Genomic DNA, 16,080 nt, shown 5'->3' on the forward strand with positions numbered 1-16,080 from the left:
GCCGGGGCATCGTACCGTCCGGATCAGCGCTTTCGCAAACCCAAACGGGTAGGGTCGAGGTGCTCGGGGCGGGCGAGGTCGAGCACCGTCTTGACCGGCGCGAACGTCCAGGCGGGAACCTCCACGAAGAGGGTGTTCCAGCCGGCCATCGCGCCGTTCCAGAGCCCCGGGCGCTCGTAGATCCGGAGCCTGCGCCCGCCTTCGGACTTCGCCGCCACGAGCGCCCGTGCCGGGTCGACGAAGCGCTCGAGCTCCCACGGCCGGCCTTCCGGATCGCGCAGCGCCACCACCAGGTCGACCGGATTGAAGTGCGTTGAGCCCCGGAAGCGCCCGGCCTGCACGGCGTCGTCGGCCGCGATCTCGGCCGACTCGACGATCTGGAGGCTCGGTTCACCCTGCCCGTTCTCGACCCAGAACGGCCCGCCGCCGGGTTCTCCGCTGTTGGCGACCACTCCGCATACCCGCCACGGTCGCTCCCCCGCGTCGCGCCCGCCACGCTCCTCCGCCATCCCCAGTAGCTTGCCGGCGAGGAGGAGCTTCCAGTGGGCGACCTCCGCGTGACGCTCCTCGGGGAGGAGGTTGTCGATGTTCTTCACGAACACCAGGTCGCCGCCGGTCTCGGCGAGCACCGCGAGATTCGCGAGCAGGGCGCCGTGCCCCGCCGGACGCAGCAGCAGGCGGCCGTCGGCGGTGCGGGCCGGGCCGCCCGCCTCGTCGAGGGCGAGAGCGTGGGTGGCTGGCAGCTGCTCCGAGAAGGCGACCTCGAGGCGCTCGCCGCCCCGCTCCAGCTCGTGGCGCACAGCTTCGAGCGCGCTCGCGAACGGCGCCCTGAATTCGCCGGCGACCGTGAAGTGGAAGCGACTCGTGCCAGCGGCGTCCTTCAGATAGTGCCTGCCTTCGGCAAGCTGTTCCGCGAACGCCGTGCGTGGACGATCGGCAGCCCAGTGAAAGGGAAGAAGCCCTTTCGGGCAGGTGGCGAGTGGGGCAGCGTCGCCGGCCGCGCCGAAAAAAAGCTCGAACAATGGAGTGAGGTTCGGGGCGGCGGCGGCTTGGGCGAGACCGTCGAGGAATCCCGCCCGGCGCTGCTCGAGCTCCTGGCCGAGTGCCATCGCAGGGAGCGCACGAGCGAGCTCGAGGACCTCCTGCGCGTCGGCGTCACCCGAGTCCGCCGCTTGGCGGACAGCCTCGTGCTGGCCCGCGGGGAAGCGCCCGGCAATGGTGGCGAGACTGCGGAACATGCGCGAGGCGGCGCCCGAGGCTGGCACGAACTTGAGGAAGCGGCCCTGACGCTGGGCCTCCCGGGCGCGCGCCAGGAGGTCCGGGACCTCCTCTTCGCTGATCCGTTCGATGCCGTCGCCGAGGGTTGCGGGGCGGAGCAGGCGGGTGCCGCGCGGTCCGCTCGCGCCGGCCAGCAGCGCCAGCTGGCGTTCCGCCTCCGCGAGCGGGATGCCGCACTCGGCGAGCTGGGCCCGGTCGGCGGCGGTCAGGCTCTCGGGGGCGGGCATCGCGCCGGGATCAAATTGAGAAGCGCGGCAACCGGTCGGCGAGCTCTGCGAGCCGCTGTGCAGTCTGATCTTTGGGCGAGAGCAGGGGAGCGGCGACGGGCCATTCGATGCCGATCGCCGGGTCGTCCCAGGCGATCGAGAGATCGCCGGCCGGGTCGTAGAGGGCCGTGCACTTGTACTCGACCTGGGCGCGTTCCGACAGCACGCAGAAGCCGTGGGCGAAGTCGGGGGGCACCCAGAGCTGGCGGAAGTTCGCGGCCGAGAGCTCGACGCCGTACCACTGCGCGAAGGTCGGCGAACCGCGGCGGATGTCGACCGCGACGTCGAAGATCTCCCCCTCGGTGCAGCGCACGAGCTTGCCCTGGGAGAGGGGGAGCTGCACGTGCAGTCCGCGCAGCGTCCCCTTCTGTGACAGCGAGTGGTTGTCCTGCACGAAAGCGACGTCGAGCCCCTGGTTCGCGAACTTGCCGGCGTTCCAGACTTCGAGGAAGAAGCCGCGCTCGTCGCGGAAGACCTGCGGCTCGACGAGGAGGACCCCCGGGAGCGGCGTCGGCAGTAGCTTCAAGAATCGGTCTCCTGCTCGTGCACCACCCGCCGCAGGTAGTCGGCGTACTCGGTGCGGCCGAGGTCGTCGGCGAGGGTGAGCACCTGGGCGGGAGTGAGGTAGCCCATGCGCAGGCCGATCTCCTCGAGACAGGCGACCTTCAACCCCTGGCGCTGCTCGACGGCGCCGATGAACTCCGAGGCCTGGAGGAGCGACTCGTGGGTGCCGGTGTCGAGCCAGGCGATGCCGCGGCCGAGGATTTGCACCGAAAGCTCGCCCGCCGCCATGTAGGCGCGGTTGACATCGGTGATCTCGAGCTCGCCGCGTGGCGAGGGCTGAAGGGCGGCGGCGATCTCGAGCACCCGGTTGTCGTAGAAGTAGAGACCGGTGACCGCAAGCGACGAGCGAGGTTGGGCGGGCTTTTCCTCGATGGTGATCGCCCGGCCGTCCGCGCCGAGCTCGACCACGCCGTAGCGCTCTGGGTCGCGCACCCGGTAGGCGAAGACCGTGGCGCCGGTTTCTCGCGCCGCCGCCTTCTGGAGGTCGTCCGGGAAGCCGTGGCCGTAGAAGATGTTGTCGCCCAGGGCGAGCGCCACCCGGTCGCCGCCGACGAACTCGCGGCCGATGAGGAAGGCCTGCGCGAGGCCGCCCGGATGCGGCTGGACGGCGTAGGTGATCCGGATGCCGAACGCTGACCCATCCCCCAGCAGCCGCTCGAAGCTCGCGACGTCGTGCGGCGTCGTGATGAGCAGAACGTCGCGGATGCCGGCGAGCATGAGGCTCGACAGCGGGTAATAAACCATCGGTTTGTCGTACACCGGCAGCAGTTGCTTCGAAATGCCGCGCGTCACCGGGTAAAGCCGCGTGCCGGAGCCTCCGGCGAGAACAATGCCTTTCATTGCGGGGAGTATATCGGGCGCCTCCGCAGGGCATCGGGCGGCATGGGGTGGCATGGGGCGGCATGGGGCGGCATGGGCGGCATGGGCAGTCCGGGACGGGCCGGCGATCCTCGCAGCCCTCTCGACGAGTCCCGGTCGCCGGTAAGATTGCCGCATGACTCCCTGGCAGGCTGCGGTTCTGGCGGTGGTGCAGGCGGTGACCGAGTTTCTGCCGGTCTCTTCTTCCGGGCATCTGATTCTGTTGCCGCATCTGCTGGGGTGGACGGACCAGGGGCTCGAGTTCGACATTGCGACCAACAGCGGGACGCTGCTTGCGGTCATGGCCTACTTCCGCGCCGATATCGCGCGCATGGCGGGCTCTTTCTTCGCGAGCTTCCGGGCGGCGGAACGTGCCGTGAATCCAGACGCGCGGATGGTCTGGCTGCTCGCCTGGGCGACGATCCCGGCCGGGCTCGCTGGCCTCCTCGTCAAGGGCTGGATCTCGAGTTACGGTCGCGATCCGCGACTCATCGCGGCGACTGCGATCGGTTACGGCGCGCTGCTGCTCTACGCCGACCGGCGGTCGTCCCGGTTGGGCGCCGGCCGCGCGCTCGAAGAGTTCGGAATGCGCGCGGCGATGCTGGTCGGGTGTGCCCAGGCGCTCGCGCTGGTGCCGGGCACCTCGCGCTCAGGCATCACCATCACCGCGGCGCTCCTGCTGGGTTTCGCGCGCCCCGCGGCGGCGCGCTTCTCGTTCCTGCTTGCCATCCCGATCGGGCTGCTCCTGGCGGCGAAGCAGATCTTCGATGTCGCGCGCGGCCTGCCGATCGGCGTGCCGCCTGGCGCGCTCGTGATCGGCATTGCTGTTTCGGCTCTGGCCGGCTACGCGGTCATCGCCTTCCTGCTCGGATGGGTGCGCCAGCGGTCGCTGGCGCCGTTCGCCTGGTACCGTCTGGCGCTAGGCGTCGTGCTGCTGGTCGTCTTCTGGCGCTGAGCCGCCCGAGCCACCCGTAGGCAGCGAGACGGGGTGTTTCGGGGGGAAGAGCCACGACGCCGCGACGGCCCCGGTGAGCAGCGCCAGGATGACGCCTAAGGACATCGTGATCGGCATGTGCCAGAAGTCCGACAGCAGCATCTTCAGCCCGACGAACGCCAGCACCAGCCCGAGGCCGTATTTCAGATAGTGGAACTTGCCCATCAGGTCGGCGAGCAGGAAGTAGAGCGAGCGCAGGCCGAGGATGGCGAAGACGTTCGAGGTGAAGACCAGGAACGGATCGCGGGTTACGGCGAAGATGGCCGGAATCGAATCGACCGCGAAGATGACGTCGGTGAACTCGACCACGACCAGCACCAGGAAGAGCGGCGTCACGACGAGCTTTCCGGCGACGCGAGCGAAGAAGTGCGCGCCGTGGTACTCCGAGGTCACCGGCAGGAAGCGCTGGCAGAGCAGGAGGATCGGATTCCTCGCCGGGTCCACCGAGCCTTCTTTCGCGAGCAGCAGCTTCACCCCGGTGTAGATCAGGAAGGCGCCGAAGACGAAGATCATCCAGGCGAACTTGGCGAGCAGCGCCGCCCCGGCGATGATGAAGACGCCGCGCAGGATGACCGCCCCGAGGATGCCCCAGAAGAGCACCCGGTGCTGGTGCTCGGCGGGCACCGCGAAGTAGGTGAAGACGACCAGGAAGACGAACAGGTTGTCGACCGAGAGGGCATACTCGATGACGTAACCGGTGACGAACTCGAGCGCCGGAGCGCTGCCGAACCTCCAGGCCAGGAAGGCCGCAAAGAGGCCGCCCATCGAGACGAAGAAGAGGGTGTTGCGCAGCGCCGCCTTCGCCGAGATGACCTTGGCGCCGCGGTTGAGCACCGCGAGGTCGAGGATCAGGAGGGCCCCACAGATGATGAGGAAAGTCGTCCAGAGGAGCGGGGAGGCGATCGAGTGCATGCGTTCGCCAGTCTACCCGACCTTGGCATCGTGCTAATTTCTCCGCCGTGGCCTGCTTTCTCACCTTCGAAGGACTCGACGGCAGCGGCAAGTCGACCCACCTGCGGACCGCGGCCGCCTGGTTCGCGGCCCGCAACCTCCCGCACCTCGTGACCCACGAGCCCGGGGGAACGCCGCTCGCGCAGGCGATTCGCGAGCTCTTCCTCGACCCGAAATGGGGCGCGATCGACGGCACGGTCGAGCTGCTGCTGGTCTTCGCCAGCCGGCGCCAGCATCTGATCGAGAAGATCGAGCCCGCGCTGGCGAGTGGCACGCATGTGCTCTGTGACCGCTTCACCGACTCGACCCGCGCCTACCAGGGCTGCGGCCGCGGCGTGCCGCAGGCGACGATCGATCGGGTCGATGCGGTGGCGACCGGCGGGCGCCGCCCGGATGTGACGCTGCTCTTCGACCTGCCGGCGGCCGACGCCCGCCGTCGCGGCGCGTCGAAGGCGCGCCGGCGCTCGAACACTGCCGACCGGCTCGACGTCGAGAGCCTCGCTTTCTACGAGCGCGTGCGCGGCGGCTACCTCGAGCTCGCGGCGGCGGAGCCCGGGCGGTTCCGCATCATCGATTCCGGGGGCGATCTGCGCCGGACCGAGGAGCGGATGCTCGCGACGCTCGAGTCGATCGACGCTCTGAAGCCCCCGGGGACTCGCGGGGACCTCCCGGACCCCGCGCCGTGAAGCTCGCGCGCACGATCGCCCTCGCCGTCGAGGGGCGCCTCTATCCGTCGGTGATCCTGCACGGCGGCTCGGAGGCGACGCGCCTGGCCTCGGCCATCACCTTCGCCCGCGCCCTGCTCTGCGAGCGCCCGGCGGGAGAGCGCCCGTGCGGCGAATGCCGCCACTGCCGCCGCATCACCCTGCCGGAACTTTCTGGGGAGGCGGCCGAGACCTTCCACCCCGACTTCCTCTGGCTGGTGCGCGACCTCAAGACCTCGATCTCGGCGGAGGCGACGCGCGAGATGCTGCGCTCGGCGCAGCTCTCGCCCTACGAGGCCCGGGGGCAGGTCTTCGTCATCGCCGAGGCCGCGAGCCTCTCGTCCGAGGCCTCCGACGCGCTGCTCAAGGCGATCGAAGAGCCGGGATTGAAATCACCGCGGAACTTCTTCCTGCTCTGCCCCTCGCGGCTGGATCTGTCGCCGACGCTGCGCAGCCGCTCGCTCGCCATTTATCTAGGAGCCGCGGCCGCGATGCCCCAGGCGGCCCTCGAGGCGGTCGCCTCGGGCTTCCGCGCCAGCGTCGAGCGCTTCGTGGCGGGCGGCGGGGGGCTCTGGCTGCTCGACGCCGCCGCGCGCCTGGACCCGGTGGGGAAGCGCTCGAAAACAGAGCTCGAAGCGCTCCGGAAACGCCGCGCCGCAGCGGCAGCTCCGGATGGCGAGCAGGTGGACGAGCTCGACGGTTTCGAGGATCCGCGTGCCCAGCGCCCCTGGCTGTTCGCGGCCGCGGCCGTCCGCCTGGCCGCGGTCGGGTTCGGTGACGGGCCGCCGCCCGAGCCGGCGCTGCGACGCCGGATGCTGGCGCTCGCCGAGGAGCTCCTCAACTCCTCACCCCTGCGCCTGCGCGGCATCCCCGCCGACCGCATCCTGGAAGGCCTGGTTTGCCGTCACTTCACCGGGTGAAAGGCGACAGGGCAGGTTTTGAACTTCTCTGGTGTTTCCAGGCCGCCCTTAGCGCTGCGCAGGGGAGGCCTCCAGAGGAATGAGAAAAGGACCAGTAATGGAACTGGGATCCGGGGCGTCGTTGCGGGGGCGCAACTGGATTGCCCGACCATGATGAGGCGGGCTGCCGCACTTTTTTCATTGTTCGGTCCTTTCGTCTGGGTGACCGCTTGCCTGCCGGAGGGCGGGGCGGGTCTCAAAGCGCCGGCGGCCTCTTTTCAGGAAGAGGTCGCCGAGCGCGTCAACGCCGAGCGCGCCGCCTGTAGGGGAACCGACTGCCCGCTGCCGCCGCTGAAACTGGTGCCGGTCCTGTCGAAAGTCGCCGACCGCCACAGCCGCGCCATGGCGGGTGGCGACTTCTTCTCGCATTGCGATCTTCCGACTGGCCTGCATCTGCCGGACCGTTTGCGCCAGGCCGCCTACGGCTACAGCGCCGCGGCCGAGAACATCGCCGGCGGGGCCAACTCCCCGGAGGCGGCGATGGCGCAGTGGATGGGGAGCCTGGCACATCGCGCCAACCTCCTGAACGCCGACTATCGCGAGCTCGGCGTCGGTTACTTCCGCCAGGACGACGACCTCGGCAACGTCGATCGCGACACCAACGATGACTGCGACTGCCGGGACCGCGGCGAGACCTGCCGCGGGGAGGCGCTCACCCACTATTGGACGCAGGTCTTCGGCCGGCGCGACGATGTCTATCCCCTGGTGATCTCCGGAGAACGGCAGGCGACCGCGAACGCGGCGGTCGAGGTCTATCTCTACGGCCCGCCCGGGGCGGCCCGAATGCGCCTGCGCAACGACGGCGGGGCATGGTCGGCCTGGCAGCCGTACGCCCCCCGGGTTTCCTGGTCGCTCGCTGCGGGCGACGGCCAACGCACCGTCTTCTCGGAGGTCGTAGCCGCGGGGGCCGTCCACCGCGCCTGCGACCGCATCTGGCTCACCGGCGCCGGCCTTCCCGCGAAGTCCGACGAGCCTGTCGCCTGCGAGGGCGACGGGACCTATCGCGCCGGCGAGCCCTGAGCTGCCGCCTACTTCTTCGGCGGACGGGTCGGGCGGATCTCGATCAGGCTCGGCAGGGCGCGGGCCGGGAAGTCGAGCAGATCGGTCACCACTTTGGCGATGTCCTCGGGGGCGAGGCGCCAGTCGGCTCCGCCCGGCGATCGCGGCGATCTCATGATGCCGCCCCCGAAGTCGGTGTCGACGCTGCCGGGGCAGATCGCCGCGATGCGGATGCCGAAATGCCGCAGATCGAGCATCGCCGCCTCTGACATCCCGACCAGGCCGAACTTGCTGGCGTTGTAGGCGGCCCCGCCGGCGAACGGATTCTTCGCGGCGAGCGAGGCGATGTTGAAGATCCAGCCCTCGCCCTGGCGCTTCATGATCGGCGCCGCGGCGTGGATCGCATAGAACGGACCGAGGAGGTTGGTCTCGATCACTTCGCGAAAGTCGTCGCCCGAGAGCTCGTCCACCGGGCCGAAGTGACCCAGGCCGGCGTTGTTCACCAGCACGTCGAGCCGGCCGGCCTCCTCCTCGACCCAGGCGACCATCTCTTCGACGGCAGTCTGGTCGCGCACGTCGCAGAGGCGCGAGGCGACCTTGCCGGGGTAGCGGATGAAGAGCTGCTGCTGGGTGTTCTCGACGACGTCCGGGCTGCGGCCGCAGAAGAAGACCCGGAAGCCGCGTTCGAGCAACGCCTCGACCGTGGCGCGGCCGATGCCGCGGCCGCCGCCGGTGACCAGGGCGACGCGTGGGTGGGTGGGGGGTGTGTTCATGAACGCCAGAGTAGCAAACGGCGGCAGGTGTACAATTCCGGCGATGGCTGGACTGCGGCGAACCCTGTCCCTGGCGCTGTTGGCGCTGCTCCTCGTGCTCGTCGCCGGGCCGGTGGCGGCCGCCCAGTGCAGGATGCGCGGAGCGTGTCCGATGATGAATAAGGCGGCACGCACCGCCCCGTGTCACGGCGCCCGGGGCTCGGGCGGCATGTCGGCGCCGATGGACTGCTGCCAGCCGGTCGCGACTCCCGCGCCCTCCTCCGCCCTGCCAGGCCTCGAAACGCCTCTCGCTGCCCTCTCCCCGGCGCTGCCCGGCGGTGAGATCGCCGCAGCGCGCCTCTTGCCGGCCGCCTTCTCGCGCGCCGGCCAGTTGCACCCGCTCGGCCTCTTCACCCTCCACTCCGTCTGGCGAATCTGAGCCTCCCTCTCCGGGAGAAGTGTGCCCGGCGGGAGCCCTCTCTCGCCGTTTCCGGAACCGGATCGCAAGGAGTGTCCGATGTCGAAGTGGGGAATCAGCTGGTTCGTCTACCGTAAGTTCACGCAGCGCGCGCTCGGGATCCTCTGCGCGAGCGGCTACGCTTTCGCCTCGCCCCCACCCGGCCGGGCGGACGCGATCGAGATCGCGGCGCTCGAGAGCGCCGCCCGGAGCGGCTCGCCGGTCCTCGCGGCGGCGCGCGAGCGGGCGCAGGAGGCGCTGGTGCTCGCCGAAGTGGCGGGGCTCGCCGGCGATCCGGAGCTCGCGCTCTGGCTGCACAACGCCTTCCCGAGCCTCTCCGATACCGCCGATCGTCCGATCGGTCTCGAGGTCGAAGTCATCCAGCCGGTGCGCTGGCCGGGCAAACGCGACGTTCTCGAGGAGCTCGCCGCCGCCGAGACCCGGGCCGCCCTCTACGCCGTCGAGGTCGCGGAGCAGGAACTGGTGGGCGAGCTGCGACGAACCTTCGCGGAGCTCTACAGCACGGATCGCGAGCAGCGCACTCTGGCCGAATCGCACGAGCTCCTCGAGCTCCTGCACGCCACGGCGCGGGCCCGATTCGGCGATGCCCAGGAGGGTGCTCTCGCCGTCCTCGAAGCCGAGCTCGCCCAGGACGAACACGACCAGGATCTCGATCTGGTCTTCTCGCGCTTCCAGGCGGCGCGGGCGAAGCTCGCCGCGCTCGCGGGAGTCCTTCCCGAGTCGCTGCCGCTGCGCGTCGGCGAGCTGCCGGAGCCGATCTTCGCGGTGCGTGAGGGGCCGCTGCCGTTCGGCCCCCAGGCGCCTTCGCTCCGCGCCGCGGAGCTCCGGCTCGAGGCCGTGCTGCGTCGCCTCGAAGTCGCCCGCCTCGCAATGAAGCCGGACTTCGGTGTCGGCGGCGGCTTCCTCTGGCCGGAGGGCGAGAACCCCGAGCTGACCGTCCGGCTCGGCATGGAGCTGCCGTTTCTGCGCCGCCGGCGTCTCGGGCCGCAGGTGACGGCGTTGGAGAGCGCGGTCGCGGCGGCGCGCGCCGATCTCGCCGCCGCCGAGGTCGCCGGGCGCGCCGAAGCGGTGCGCCTCGGTGCCGAGCGCGACCGGCTGGAACGGAGCCTGGGGCGCCTCACCGGAGCGATCGTGCCGAGGACGAGCGTGGCGCTCGATCTCGCGCGCTCCAGCTTCCTGAACGGCGAGGTCACCTTCGCTCGCCTCCTCGAGCTCTGGTACGACTGGTTTCACGCCCGCACCGAGCTCGCGAACGCCGAAGCCGCCCGCTACGCCGTCTGGGCCGAAGCCCAGGCGCTCGCCGGCGCCCCCATCGCCGACCCCTTGCCGGAGTCCAGACCATGAAGCCTCAGGCGCCAGGCCTCTTCCGCCAGCGATTCTTCGTTCCGCTCCTCCTGCTCGCCTGCGCCTGCGCGGTGCTCGTCGCGGCCGGCTGCTCCCGGGCGCCTGGCCCCGCCGAAGCCGAGGCCTGGACCTGTCCGATGCATCCCACCTACGTCTCCGATCACGCCGGGACCTGTCCGATCTGCAACATGGACCTGGTGAAGGTGGAGAAGGCGGCGGAGCAGGAGAGTGCCGAAGCGGGGGCCGAGGCCGGCGCGGCGGCGACGACGGCCGCCGTGATCGACGACGATCCGGAGGCGCTGCGCCGCGCCGGCGTGGTGACCGAGGTCGCGACCGCCGGACGCCTCGAACGGACGTTGCGCGCCGCCGGCACGGTGGTGCCCGACGAGCGCCGCCTGGTCCGCGCCCAGTCGAAGATCTCCGGCTGGGTCGAGCGGCTCGACGTCAACGCGACCGGGCTCTACGTGAAGAAGGGGGCCCCGGCGATGGCGATCTACTCGCCGGCGCTGCTCAGCGCGCAAAGCGACTACCTGCTGGCGCGCGACGCCGCCAACCGCTTCGCCGGGTCGCAGCTGCCCGAGGTTCGCCGGGGCGGCCAGGAGCTGCTCATCGCGGCGCGACGGCGGCTCGAGCTCCTCGACGTGCCGGAGAACTTCATCATCGAGCTCGACCGTACCCGCACGCCGCAACGCACGGTCGACCTGCTCGTGCCGGCAAACGGCTTCGTCAGCGCCAAATCGGTGGTGCTGGGCCAGGAGGTCACCCCGGGAATGGAGCTCTACACGGTGACCGATCTCTCGAGCGTCTGGGTCGAGGCGGCGTTCTTCGAGTCGGAGGCGCGCTGGCTCGCGGTCGGGCAGGCGGCGACGATCCACCTGCCGTTCGACGCCGGGAGAAGCCTGGCGGCGAAGGTCTCCTATCTCTATCCGACCCTCGACGCGGCGGCGCGCACCCTCACCGCGCGCTTCGAGCTGCCCAATCCCGGCTTCGCGCTGCGCCCCGGGATGTTCGTCGACGTCGAGCTCGGCATCGATCTTGGTGAGGGCGTGCTCTTGCCCACCTCCGCTGTCCTCGACTCCGGACTGCGCAAGACCGTCTTCGTCGAGACCTCGCCGGGGCGGCTCGAGCCGCGCGACGTCGAGACCGGCGAGGCGAGCGGCGGCCGCATCCAGATCGTCCGCGGCGTCGCGGCAGGAGAGCGGGTCGCCGTGCGCGCCAACTTCCTGCTCGACGCCGAGTCGCGGCTGGGCATCGCTCCGGCGCCCGCGGCCTCGGACAACGTCCCGGCGACCGGCGCAGCCGATCCCCACCGAGAGCATCGATGATCCGTCGCGCCATCGCATTCTCGGCCACGAACCGGATCCTCGTCCTGCTCGTCGTCGCGGTCCTCTGTGTCGTGGCGGTGGCGGTGCTCGGGGTGATCCAGCTCGACGCGCTGCCCGATCTCTCGGACACCCAGGTCATCATCCTGTCGCGCTGGGACCGGGCGCCCGACCTGCTCGAGGACCAGGTCACCTATCCGATCGTGAGCGCCCTTCTGGGAGCGCCGAAGGTCAAAGCGGTGCGGGGCTTCTCGGACTTCGGCTATTCGTTCGTCTACGTCATCTTCGAAGACGGCACCGACCTCTACTGGGCGCGCTCGCGCGTGCTCGAGTACCTGTCGAAGATCCAGAGCAGCCTCCCCGAAGGGGTGCGCACCGAGTTGGGGCCCGACGCCACCGGCGTCGGCTGGGTCTACCAGTACGCGCTCGTCGACAAGGAGGGGCGCTCGGGGGGCGCGGCGCGGCACTCCCTCGACGAGCTGCGCGCGATTCAGGACTGGACGCTGCGCTACGCGCTGCAGAGCGTTCCCGGCGTCGCCGAGGTCGCCTCGTTCGGCGGCTACGTCCGGCAGGTGCAGATCGTCGTCGACCCGAACCGGCTTGCGGCCTACGGCGTGCCGATCGGCGAGGTCGTGGCGGCGGTGCAGGCATCGAACAACGAGAGCGGAGGGCGGCTCATCGAGTGGAGCGGTGCCGAGTACATGGTGCGCATCCGCGGCTACGCGAGGTCGGTCGAAGACTTCGGCGCGGTCGTCCTGCGGGCGAGCCCGACGGGGGTGCCGCTCCGGGTACGTGACGTCGCGACGGTCGAGCTCGGGCCGGAGTCGCGGCGCGGCACCGGCGACCTCGACGGCCAGGGGGACGCAGTCGGCGGCATCGTCGTCATGCGCCACGGCGAGAACGCGCTGAACGTCATCCGCCGGGTGCAGGCCAAACTCGACGATCTTGCAGCCAGTCTGCCGCCGGGCGTCGAGGTGGTCACGACCTACGACCGCTCCGACCTGATCCTGCGCGCTCTCGACACGCTCAAGCACGAGCTCGTGCTGGAGATGATCGTCGTGTCGCTGGTGATCCTCTTCTTCCTCTGGCATTTTCCGTCGGCGATCGTGCCGATCGTCACCATTCCGATCTCGGTGCTGCTCTCCTTCATCCCGCTCTACCTGCTCGGCATCTCGGTCAACATCATGACTCTCGCCGGGATTGCGATCTCGATCGGAGTGCTGGTCGACGGCGCGATCGTCGAGGTGGAGAACGCCTACAACAAGCTGCATCTCTGGGAGCTCGGCGGCCGGAAGGGGGACTTCCACGCCGTTCGGCTTCAGGCCCTCCAGGAGGTCGGGCCGTCGGTCTTCTTCTCGCTGCTGGTCATCGCCGTCGCCTTCCTGCCGATCTTCGCGCTGGTCGACCAGGAGGGCCGGCTCTTCGGACCACTCGCCTGGTCGAAGAACCTCGCGATGCTGCTCGCGGCGCTCCTCGCGATCACGCTCGACCCGGCTCTGCGCATGCTCTTCGCGCGCATGGATCCCTACACCTTCCGGCCGCGCTTTCTGGCGCGCTTCGCCACCGGCCTGCTCGTCGGGACCTATCACGCGGAGGAGCGCCATCCGGTGAGCCGCGCCATTCACCGCGTCTACGAGCCGGCCTGCCGTTTCGTCCTCAAGTGGCCGAAGGCGGTCATCGGCGTCGCCCTGGTGATTCTCGCCGCCTCGCTGCCGCTCTACTTCGAGCTCGGCTCCGAGTTCATGCCGCCGCTCGCCGAGGGCTCGATCCTCTACATGCCGACGACGCTCCCCGGAATCGCGATCGGCGAGGCGCAGCGGGTGCTCGAGCTCCAGGACGGGATCCTCGCCGGCTTCCCCGAGGTCGAGCGTGTCCATGGCAAGGCGGGGCGGGCGGAGAGCGCGACCGACCCGGCGCCGCTCTCGATGTTCGAGACCACGGTGGTGCTGAAACCCGAATCGGAGTGGCGGGCAAAGGCGACCTGGTACTCGGACTGGATGCCCGATCTCCTGAAGCCGATGCTGCGCCCGTTCTGGCCCGACCGGATCTCCTACGAGGAGTTGATTGCCGAGATGAACAGCGCGCTCACCATTCCCGGCTTCACCAACGCCTGGACGATGCCGATCAAGGCGCGTCTCGACATGCTCTCGACGGGAGTGCGAACGCCCGTCGGGATCAAGGTCCTGGGCCGCGACCTCGCCGAGATCGAGCGCGTCGGCCTGGCGGTCGAGGCGGTGACGCGCGACATACCCGGGGCGCGGAGCGCCTTCGCCGAGCGCGTCGCCGGCGGCTACTTCCTCGACATCGAGCCGCGCCCGGAACAGCTCGCGCGCTATGGCCTGCGGGTCGAGGAGTTGCAGGAGGTGCTCGCCGCGGCGATCGGCGGCGAGAACGTCACCACGACGATCGAGGGCCGGCAGCGCTTCCCGGTGAGCGTGCGCTATCCGCGGGAGCTGCGCGACGACCCCGACAGGCTGGCGCGGATCCTCGTGCCGGTGGCTTCGGGAGCGCAGGTCCCCCTCGGGCAGCTCGCCGACTTCCGTGTCGCGCACGGCCCGGCGATGATCCGCAACGAGAACGGCTTCCTCGCCGGCTACGTCTTCGTCGATGTCGCCGGGCGCGACGTCGGCTCGTTCGTCGAGGAGGCGAAGGCTGCCGTGCGCCGCGAGGTCGCGCTGCCGCCGGGCACGACCCTCCTGTGGAGCGGCCAGTACGAGAACATGATTCGGGTGCGCGAGCGCCTGCAGTGGATCGTGCCGGCGACCATCGTCCTGATCTTCCTGCTGCTCTACGCCAACACCAAGTCGACCTTCAAGGCCGGCCTGGTGCTGGCGACCGTTCCGTTCTCGATGGTCGGAGCGATCTGGCTCTTCCACATCCTGGGTTACAACGTCTCGATCGCCGCCTGGGTCGGCATGATCGCCCTTCTCGGACTCGACGCCGAGACGGCGGTCTTCATGCTGCTCTTCCTCGATCTGTCGTGGGACGACGCCAAGAAGCGCGGCCTCTTGCGCAACGAGCTCGAGATCGACGAGGCGATCATTCACGGAGCGGTCAAGCGGGCGCGGCCGAAGATGATGACGGTGGCGGCGGCGTTCATGGGCCTGCTGCCGATTCTCTTCTCGACCTCGGCCGGCGCCGACGTCATGAAGCGGATCGCGGCGCCGATGATCGGCGGTCTCGCGACCTCGTTCCTGATGGAGCTGCTGATCTACCCGGCGGTCTACAAGCTGTGGAAGGGGCGCGCCGCCCTGCGCGAGGCGCGCGAATTGCAGGTGCAGGTTGAGTAGTGCCGGTTGAGTCGTGCAGGTCGAGTGATGCGTTTCGGCAACGAACGACGGCCGTCGAACGGCCTTTCTGACCAAGGAGAAGCGACAATGCGAATGCGAACGAAGGCGATGGGCACGACGATGGCGTTTCTGGGAACGCTGGCGCTCTTATCGGCGGCAGGTGCCGCGGAGATGCCGGCGGGCACGCTCGAGAAGCTCGTGGGACTCTACGTCCCGATGCAGGAGGCGCTGGCGGGAGATTCGGTCGCGACGGTGAAAGAGCAGGCGGCGAAGGTCGCCACCGAGGCCGAGGCGATCCTCAAGACCAAGGGCGAGAAGCCGTCGATCGATGCGATCGAGGGGCTCGAGGCGGTCGTCGCGGCCGCCAAGGCGATGAACGCGGCGGAGATCAAGGCGCTGCGCGAACAGTTCAAGCCGCTCTCTAGCGCGGTCGCCAGGCTGGTCGAGAAGCAGGCGGTCGCCGGCCACGGCATCTACTTCTGCCCGATGGCGGACGCCTACTGGATCCAGAAGAGCGGCGCGGTGAAGAACCCCTACTATGGCGCCAAGATGCTCGGCTGCGGCGAGGTGGTGAAGAAGGTCGAGGCCTGATGGAACCCCCGGCGGATGGTTCGGGCGGTCCGGAGGGTCTCGCAGCGCGGCCATCCCGGCGGTCGCTGCGGGTGCTCGCCGATGATCCTCCGAAGCCTCCGCCCGCCGGGGTGCTCGACCTGGTCTGCGGTATGACGGTCGATCCGGCGACCGCGAAGCACCGCGCGGAGCACGCCGGTCAGAGCTACTTCTTCTGCTCCGGCTCGTGCAGGCAGAAGTTCGAAGCGCATCCGGAGAAGTTCCTGGGCGGCCACCGTGAGGCCATGGGCAGCGCCGCGGCCCCGGCCGGGGAGATCCCGGCCGGCACGAAGTGGATCTGTCCGATGGACCCCGAGGTGGAGAGCGACGGGCCGGCCGCCTGCCCCAAGTGCGGCATGGCGCTCGAGCCGGCGATGCCCTCGGTCGCGGCGACGCGGACGGAGTGGACCTGCCCGATGCATCCGGAGATCGTGCGCGACGCGCCGGGGAGCTGTCCGAGCTGCGGCATGGCGCTCGAACCGCGCACGGTGACCGTGGAGGATGCGCCCAATCCCGAGTACGTCGACATGAAGCGGCGCTTCTGGGTCGCGGTGCCGCTCGCCGCGGCGACGCTCGTCCTCGCGATGGGCGAGATGATCCCGGGCGACCCGCTCGGAGAGTTCCTGTCGCCGCAGGTGCGGCTCTGGCTGCAGCTTCTCTTCGCGACACCGGTCGCCGTCTGGGCGGCCTGGCCGTTCTACGAGCGCGCCGT

Annotated in this window: 15 protein-coding genes; 10 read left to right on the plus strand and 5 right to left on the minus strand. The window is 70.0% G+C overall.

All coding sequences use genetic code 11. The features are described from left to right. Positions 1–23: 23 nt before the first annotated feature. The 3 genes from KBI44_12535 to rfbA are packed head-to-tail and all read right to left on the minus strand — an operon-like array spanning position 24 to position 2,948. Positions 24–1,505 (minus strand): DUF4301 family protein, encoded by a 1,482-nt coding sequence (locus KBI44_12535; GenBank protein MBP9145304.1) that lies wholly within the window; start codon positions 1,503–1,505, stop codon positions 24–26. Between the two features lie 10 nt (positions 1,506–1,515). Next, positions 1,516–2,070, minus strand: coding sequence for a dTDP-4-dehydrorhamnose 3,5-epimerase (gene rfbC, locus KBI44_12540; protein MBP9145305.1), 555 nt, complete (start codon positions 2,068–2,070; stop codon positions 1,516–1,518). Continuing rightward, positions 2,067–2,948 carry a glucose-1-phosphate thymidylyltransferase RfbA gene (gene rfbA, locus KBI44_12545; protein MBP9145306.1) on the minus strand — a complete coding sequence of 294 codons (882 nt, stop codon included), beginning with the start codon at positions 2,946–2,948 and terminating at the stop codon, positions 2,067–2,069. The genes rfbC and rfbA overlap by 4 nt, the downstream gene beginning before the upstream one ends. Positions 2,949–3,102: 154 nt before the next feature. Between rfbA and KBI44_12550 the strand changes: the two genes are divergently transcribed. Then, a complete protein-coding gene (locus KBI44_12550) occupies positions 3,103–3,921 on the plus strand; it encodes an undecaprenyl-diphosphate phosphatase (protein MBP9145307.1) in 819 nt (272 codons plus the stop codon). Here the strand turns inward: KBI44_12550 and KBI44_12555 are convergent. Then, positions 3,886–4,872: a TerC family protein gene (locus KBI44_12555; protein MBP9145308.1), complete on the minus strand. Its 987-nt coding sequence runs from the start codon at positions 4,870–4,872 to the stop codon at positions 3,886–3,888. The genes KBI44_12550 and KBI44_12555 overlap by 36 nt on opposite strands. Before the next feature lie 47 nt (positions 4,873–4,919). On the opposite strand from KBI44_12555, the gene tmk reads away from it, so the two are divergent. The 3 genes from tmk to KBI44_12570 all read left to right on the plus strand — a co-directional run bounded on the left by tmk (position 4,920) and on the right by KBI44_12570 (position 7,594). Then, on the plus strand, positions 4,920–5,597 hold the full coding sequence (gene tmk, locus KBI44_12560) for a dTMP kinase (protein MBP9145309.1): 678 nt from the start codon (positions 4,920–4,922) through the stop codon (positions 5,595–5,597). Then, positions 5,594–6,535, plus strand: a complete 942-nt coding sequence (locus KBI44_12565; protein ID MBP9145310.1) for a hypothetical protein — start codon at positions 5,594–5,596, stop codon at positions 6,533–6,535. The genes tmk and KBI44_12565 overlap by 4 nt, the downstream gene beginning before the upstream one ends. A 150-nt stretch (positions 6,536–6,685) precedes the next feature. Then, a complete protein-coding gene (locus KBI44_12570) occupies positions 6,686–7,594 on the plus strand; it encodes a hypothetical protein (protein ID MBP9145311.1) in 909 nt (302 codons plus the stop codon). A gap of 8 nt (positions 7,595–7,602) precedes the next feature. Here the strand turns inward: KBI44_12570 and KBI44_12575 are convergent, their stop codons facing one another. Continuing rightward, on the minus strand, positions 7,603–8,346 hold the full coding sequence (locus KBI44_12575; GenBank protein ID MBP9145312.1) for an SDR family oxidoreductase: 744 nt from the start codon (positions 8,344–8,346) through the stop codon (positions 7,603–7,605). A 43-nt stretch (positions 8,347–8,389) separates the two neighbouring features. On the opposite strand from KBI44_12575, the gene KBI44_12580 reads away from it, so the two are divergent. From KBI44_12580 to KBI44_12605, 6 genes are all read left to right on the plus strand, one after another. Beyond that, a complete protein-coding gene (locus KBI44_12580; GenBank protein MBP9145313.1) occupies positions 8,390–8,764 on the plus strand; it encodes a hypothetical protein in 375 nt (124 codons plus the stop codon). A gap of 78 nt (positions 8,765–8,842) precedes the next feature. Next, positions 8,843–10,147 carry a TolC family protein gene (locus KBI44_12585; protein ID MBP9145314.1) on the plus strand — a complete coding sequence of 435 codons (1,305 nt, stop codon included), beginning with the start codon at positions 8,843–8,845 and terminating at the stop codon, positions 10,145–10,147. Then, a complete protein-coding gene (locus KBI44_12590) occupies positions 10,144–11,472 on the plus strand; it encodes an efflux RND transporter periplasmic adaptor subunit (GenBank protein ID MBP9145315.1) in 1,329 nt (442 codons plus the stop codon). Before KBI44_12585 ends, KBI44_12590 begins: the two co-directional genes overlap by 4 nt. Continuing rightward, complete coding sequence (locus tag KBI44_12595; GenBank protein ID MBP9145316.1) at positions 11,469–14,759, plus strand: efflux RND transporter permease subunit; 3,291 nt, start codon at positions 11,469–11,471, stop codon at positions 14,757–14,759. Before KBI44_12590 ends, KBI44_12595 begins: the two co-directional genes overlap by 4 nt. A gap of 87 nt (positions 14,760–14,846) precedes the next feature. Continuing rightward, positions 14,847–15,350 (plus strand): DUF3347 domain-containing protein, encoded by a 504-nt coding sequence (locus KBI44_12600; GenBank protein ID MBP9145317.1) that lies wholly within the window; start codon positions 14,847–14,849, stop codon positions 15,348–15,350. Further along, on the plus strand, positions 15,350–16,080 hold a 731-nt coding region (locus KBI44_12605; GenBank protein MBP9145318.1), incomplete at its 3' end, for a YHS domain-containing protein. The genes KBI44_12600 and KBI44_12605, both read left to right, overlap by 1 nt.

The organism is Thermoanaerobaculia bacterium, assembly GCA_018057705.1.
Classification (GTDB): domain Bacteria; phylum Acidobacteriota; class Thermoanaerobaculia; order Multivoradales; family JAGPDF01; genus JAGPDF01.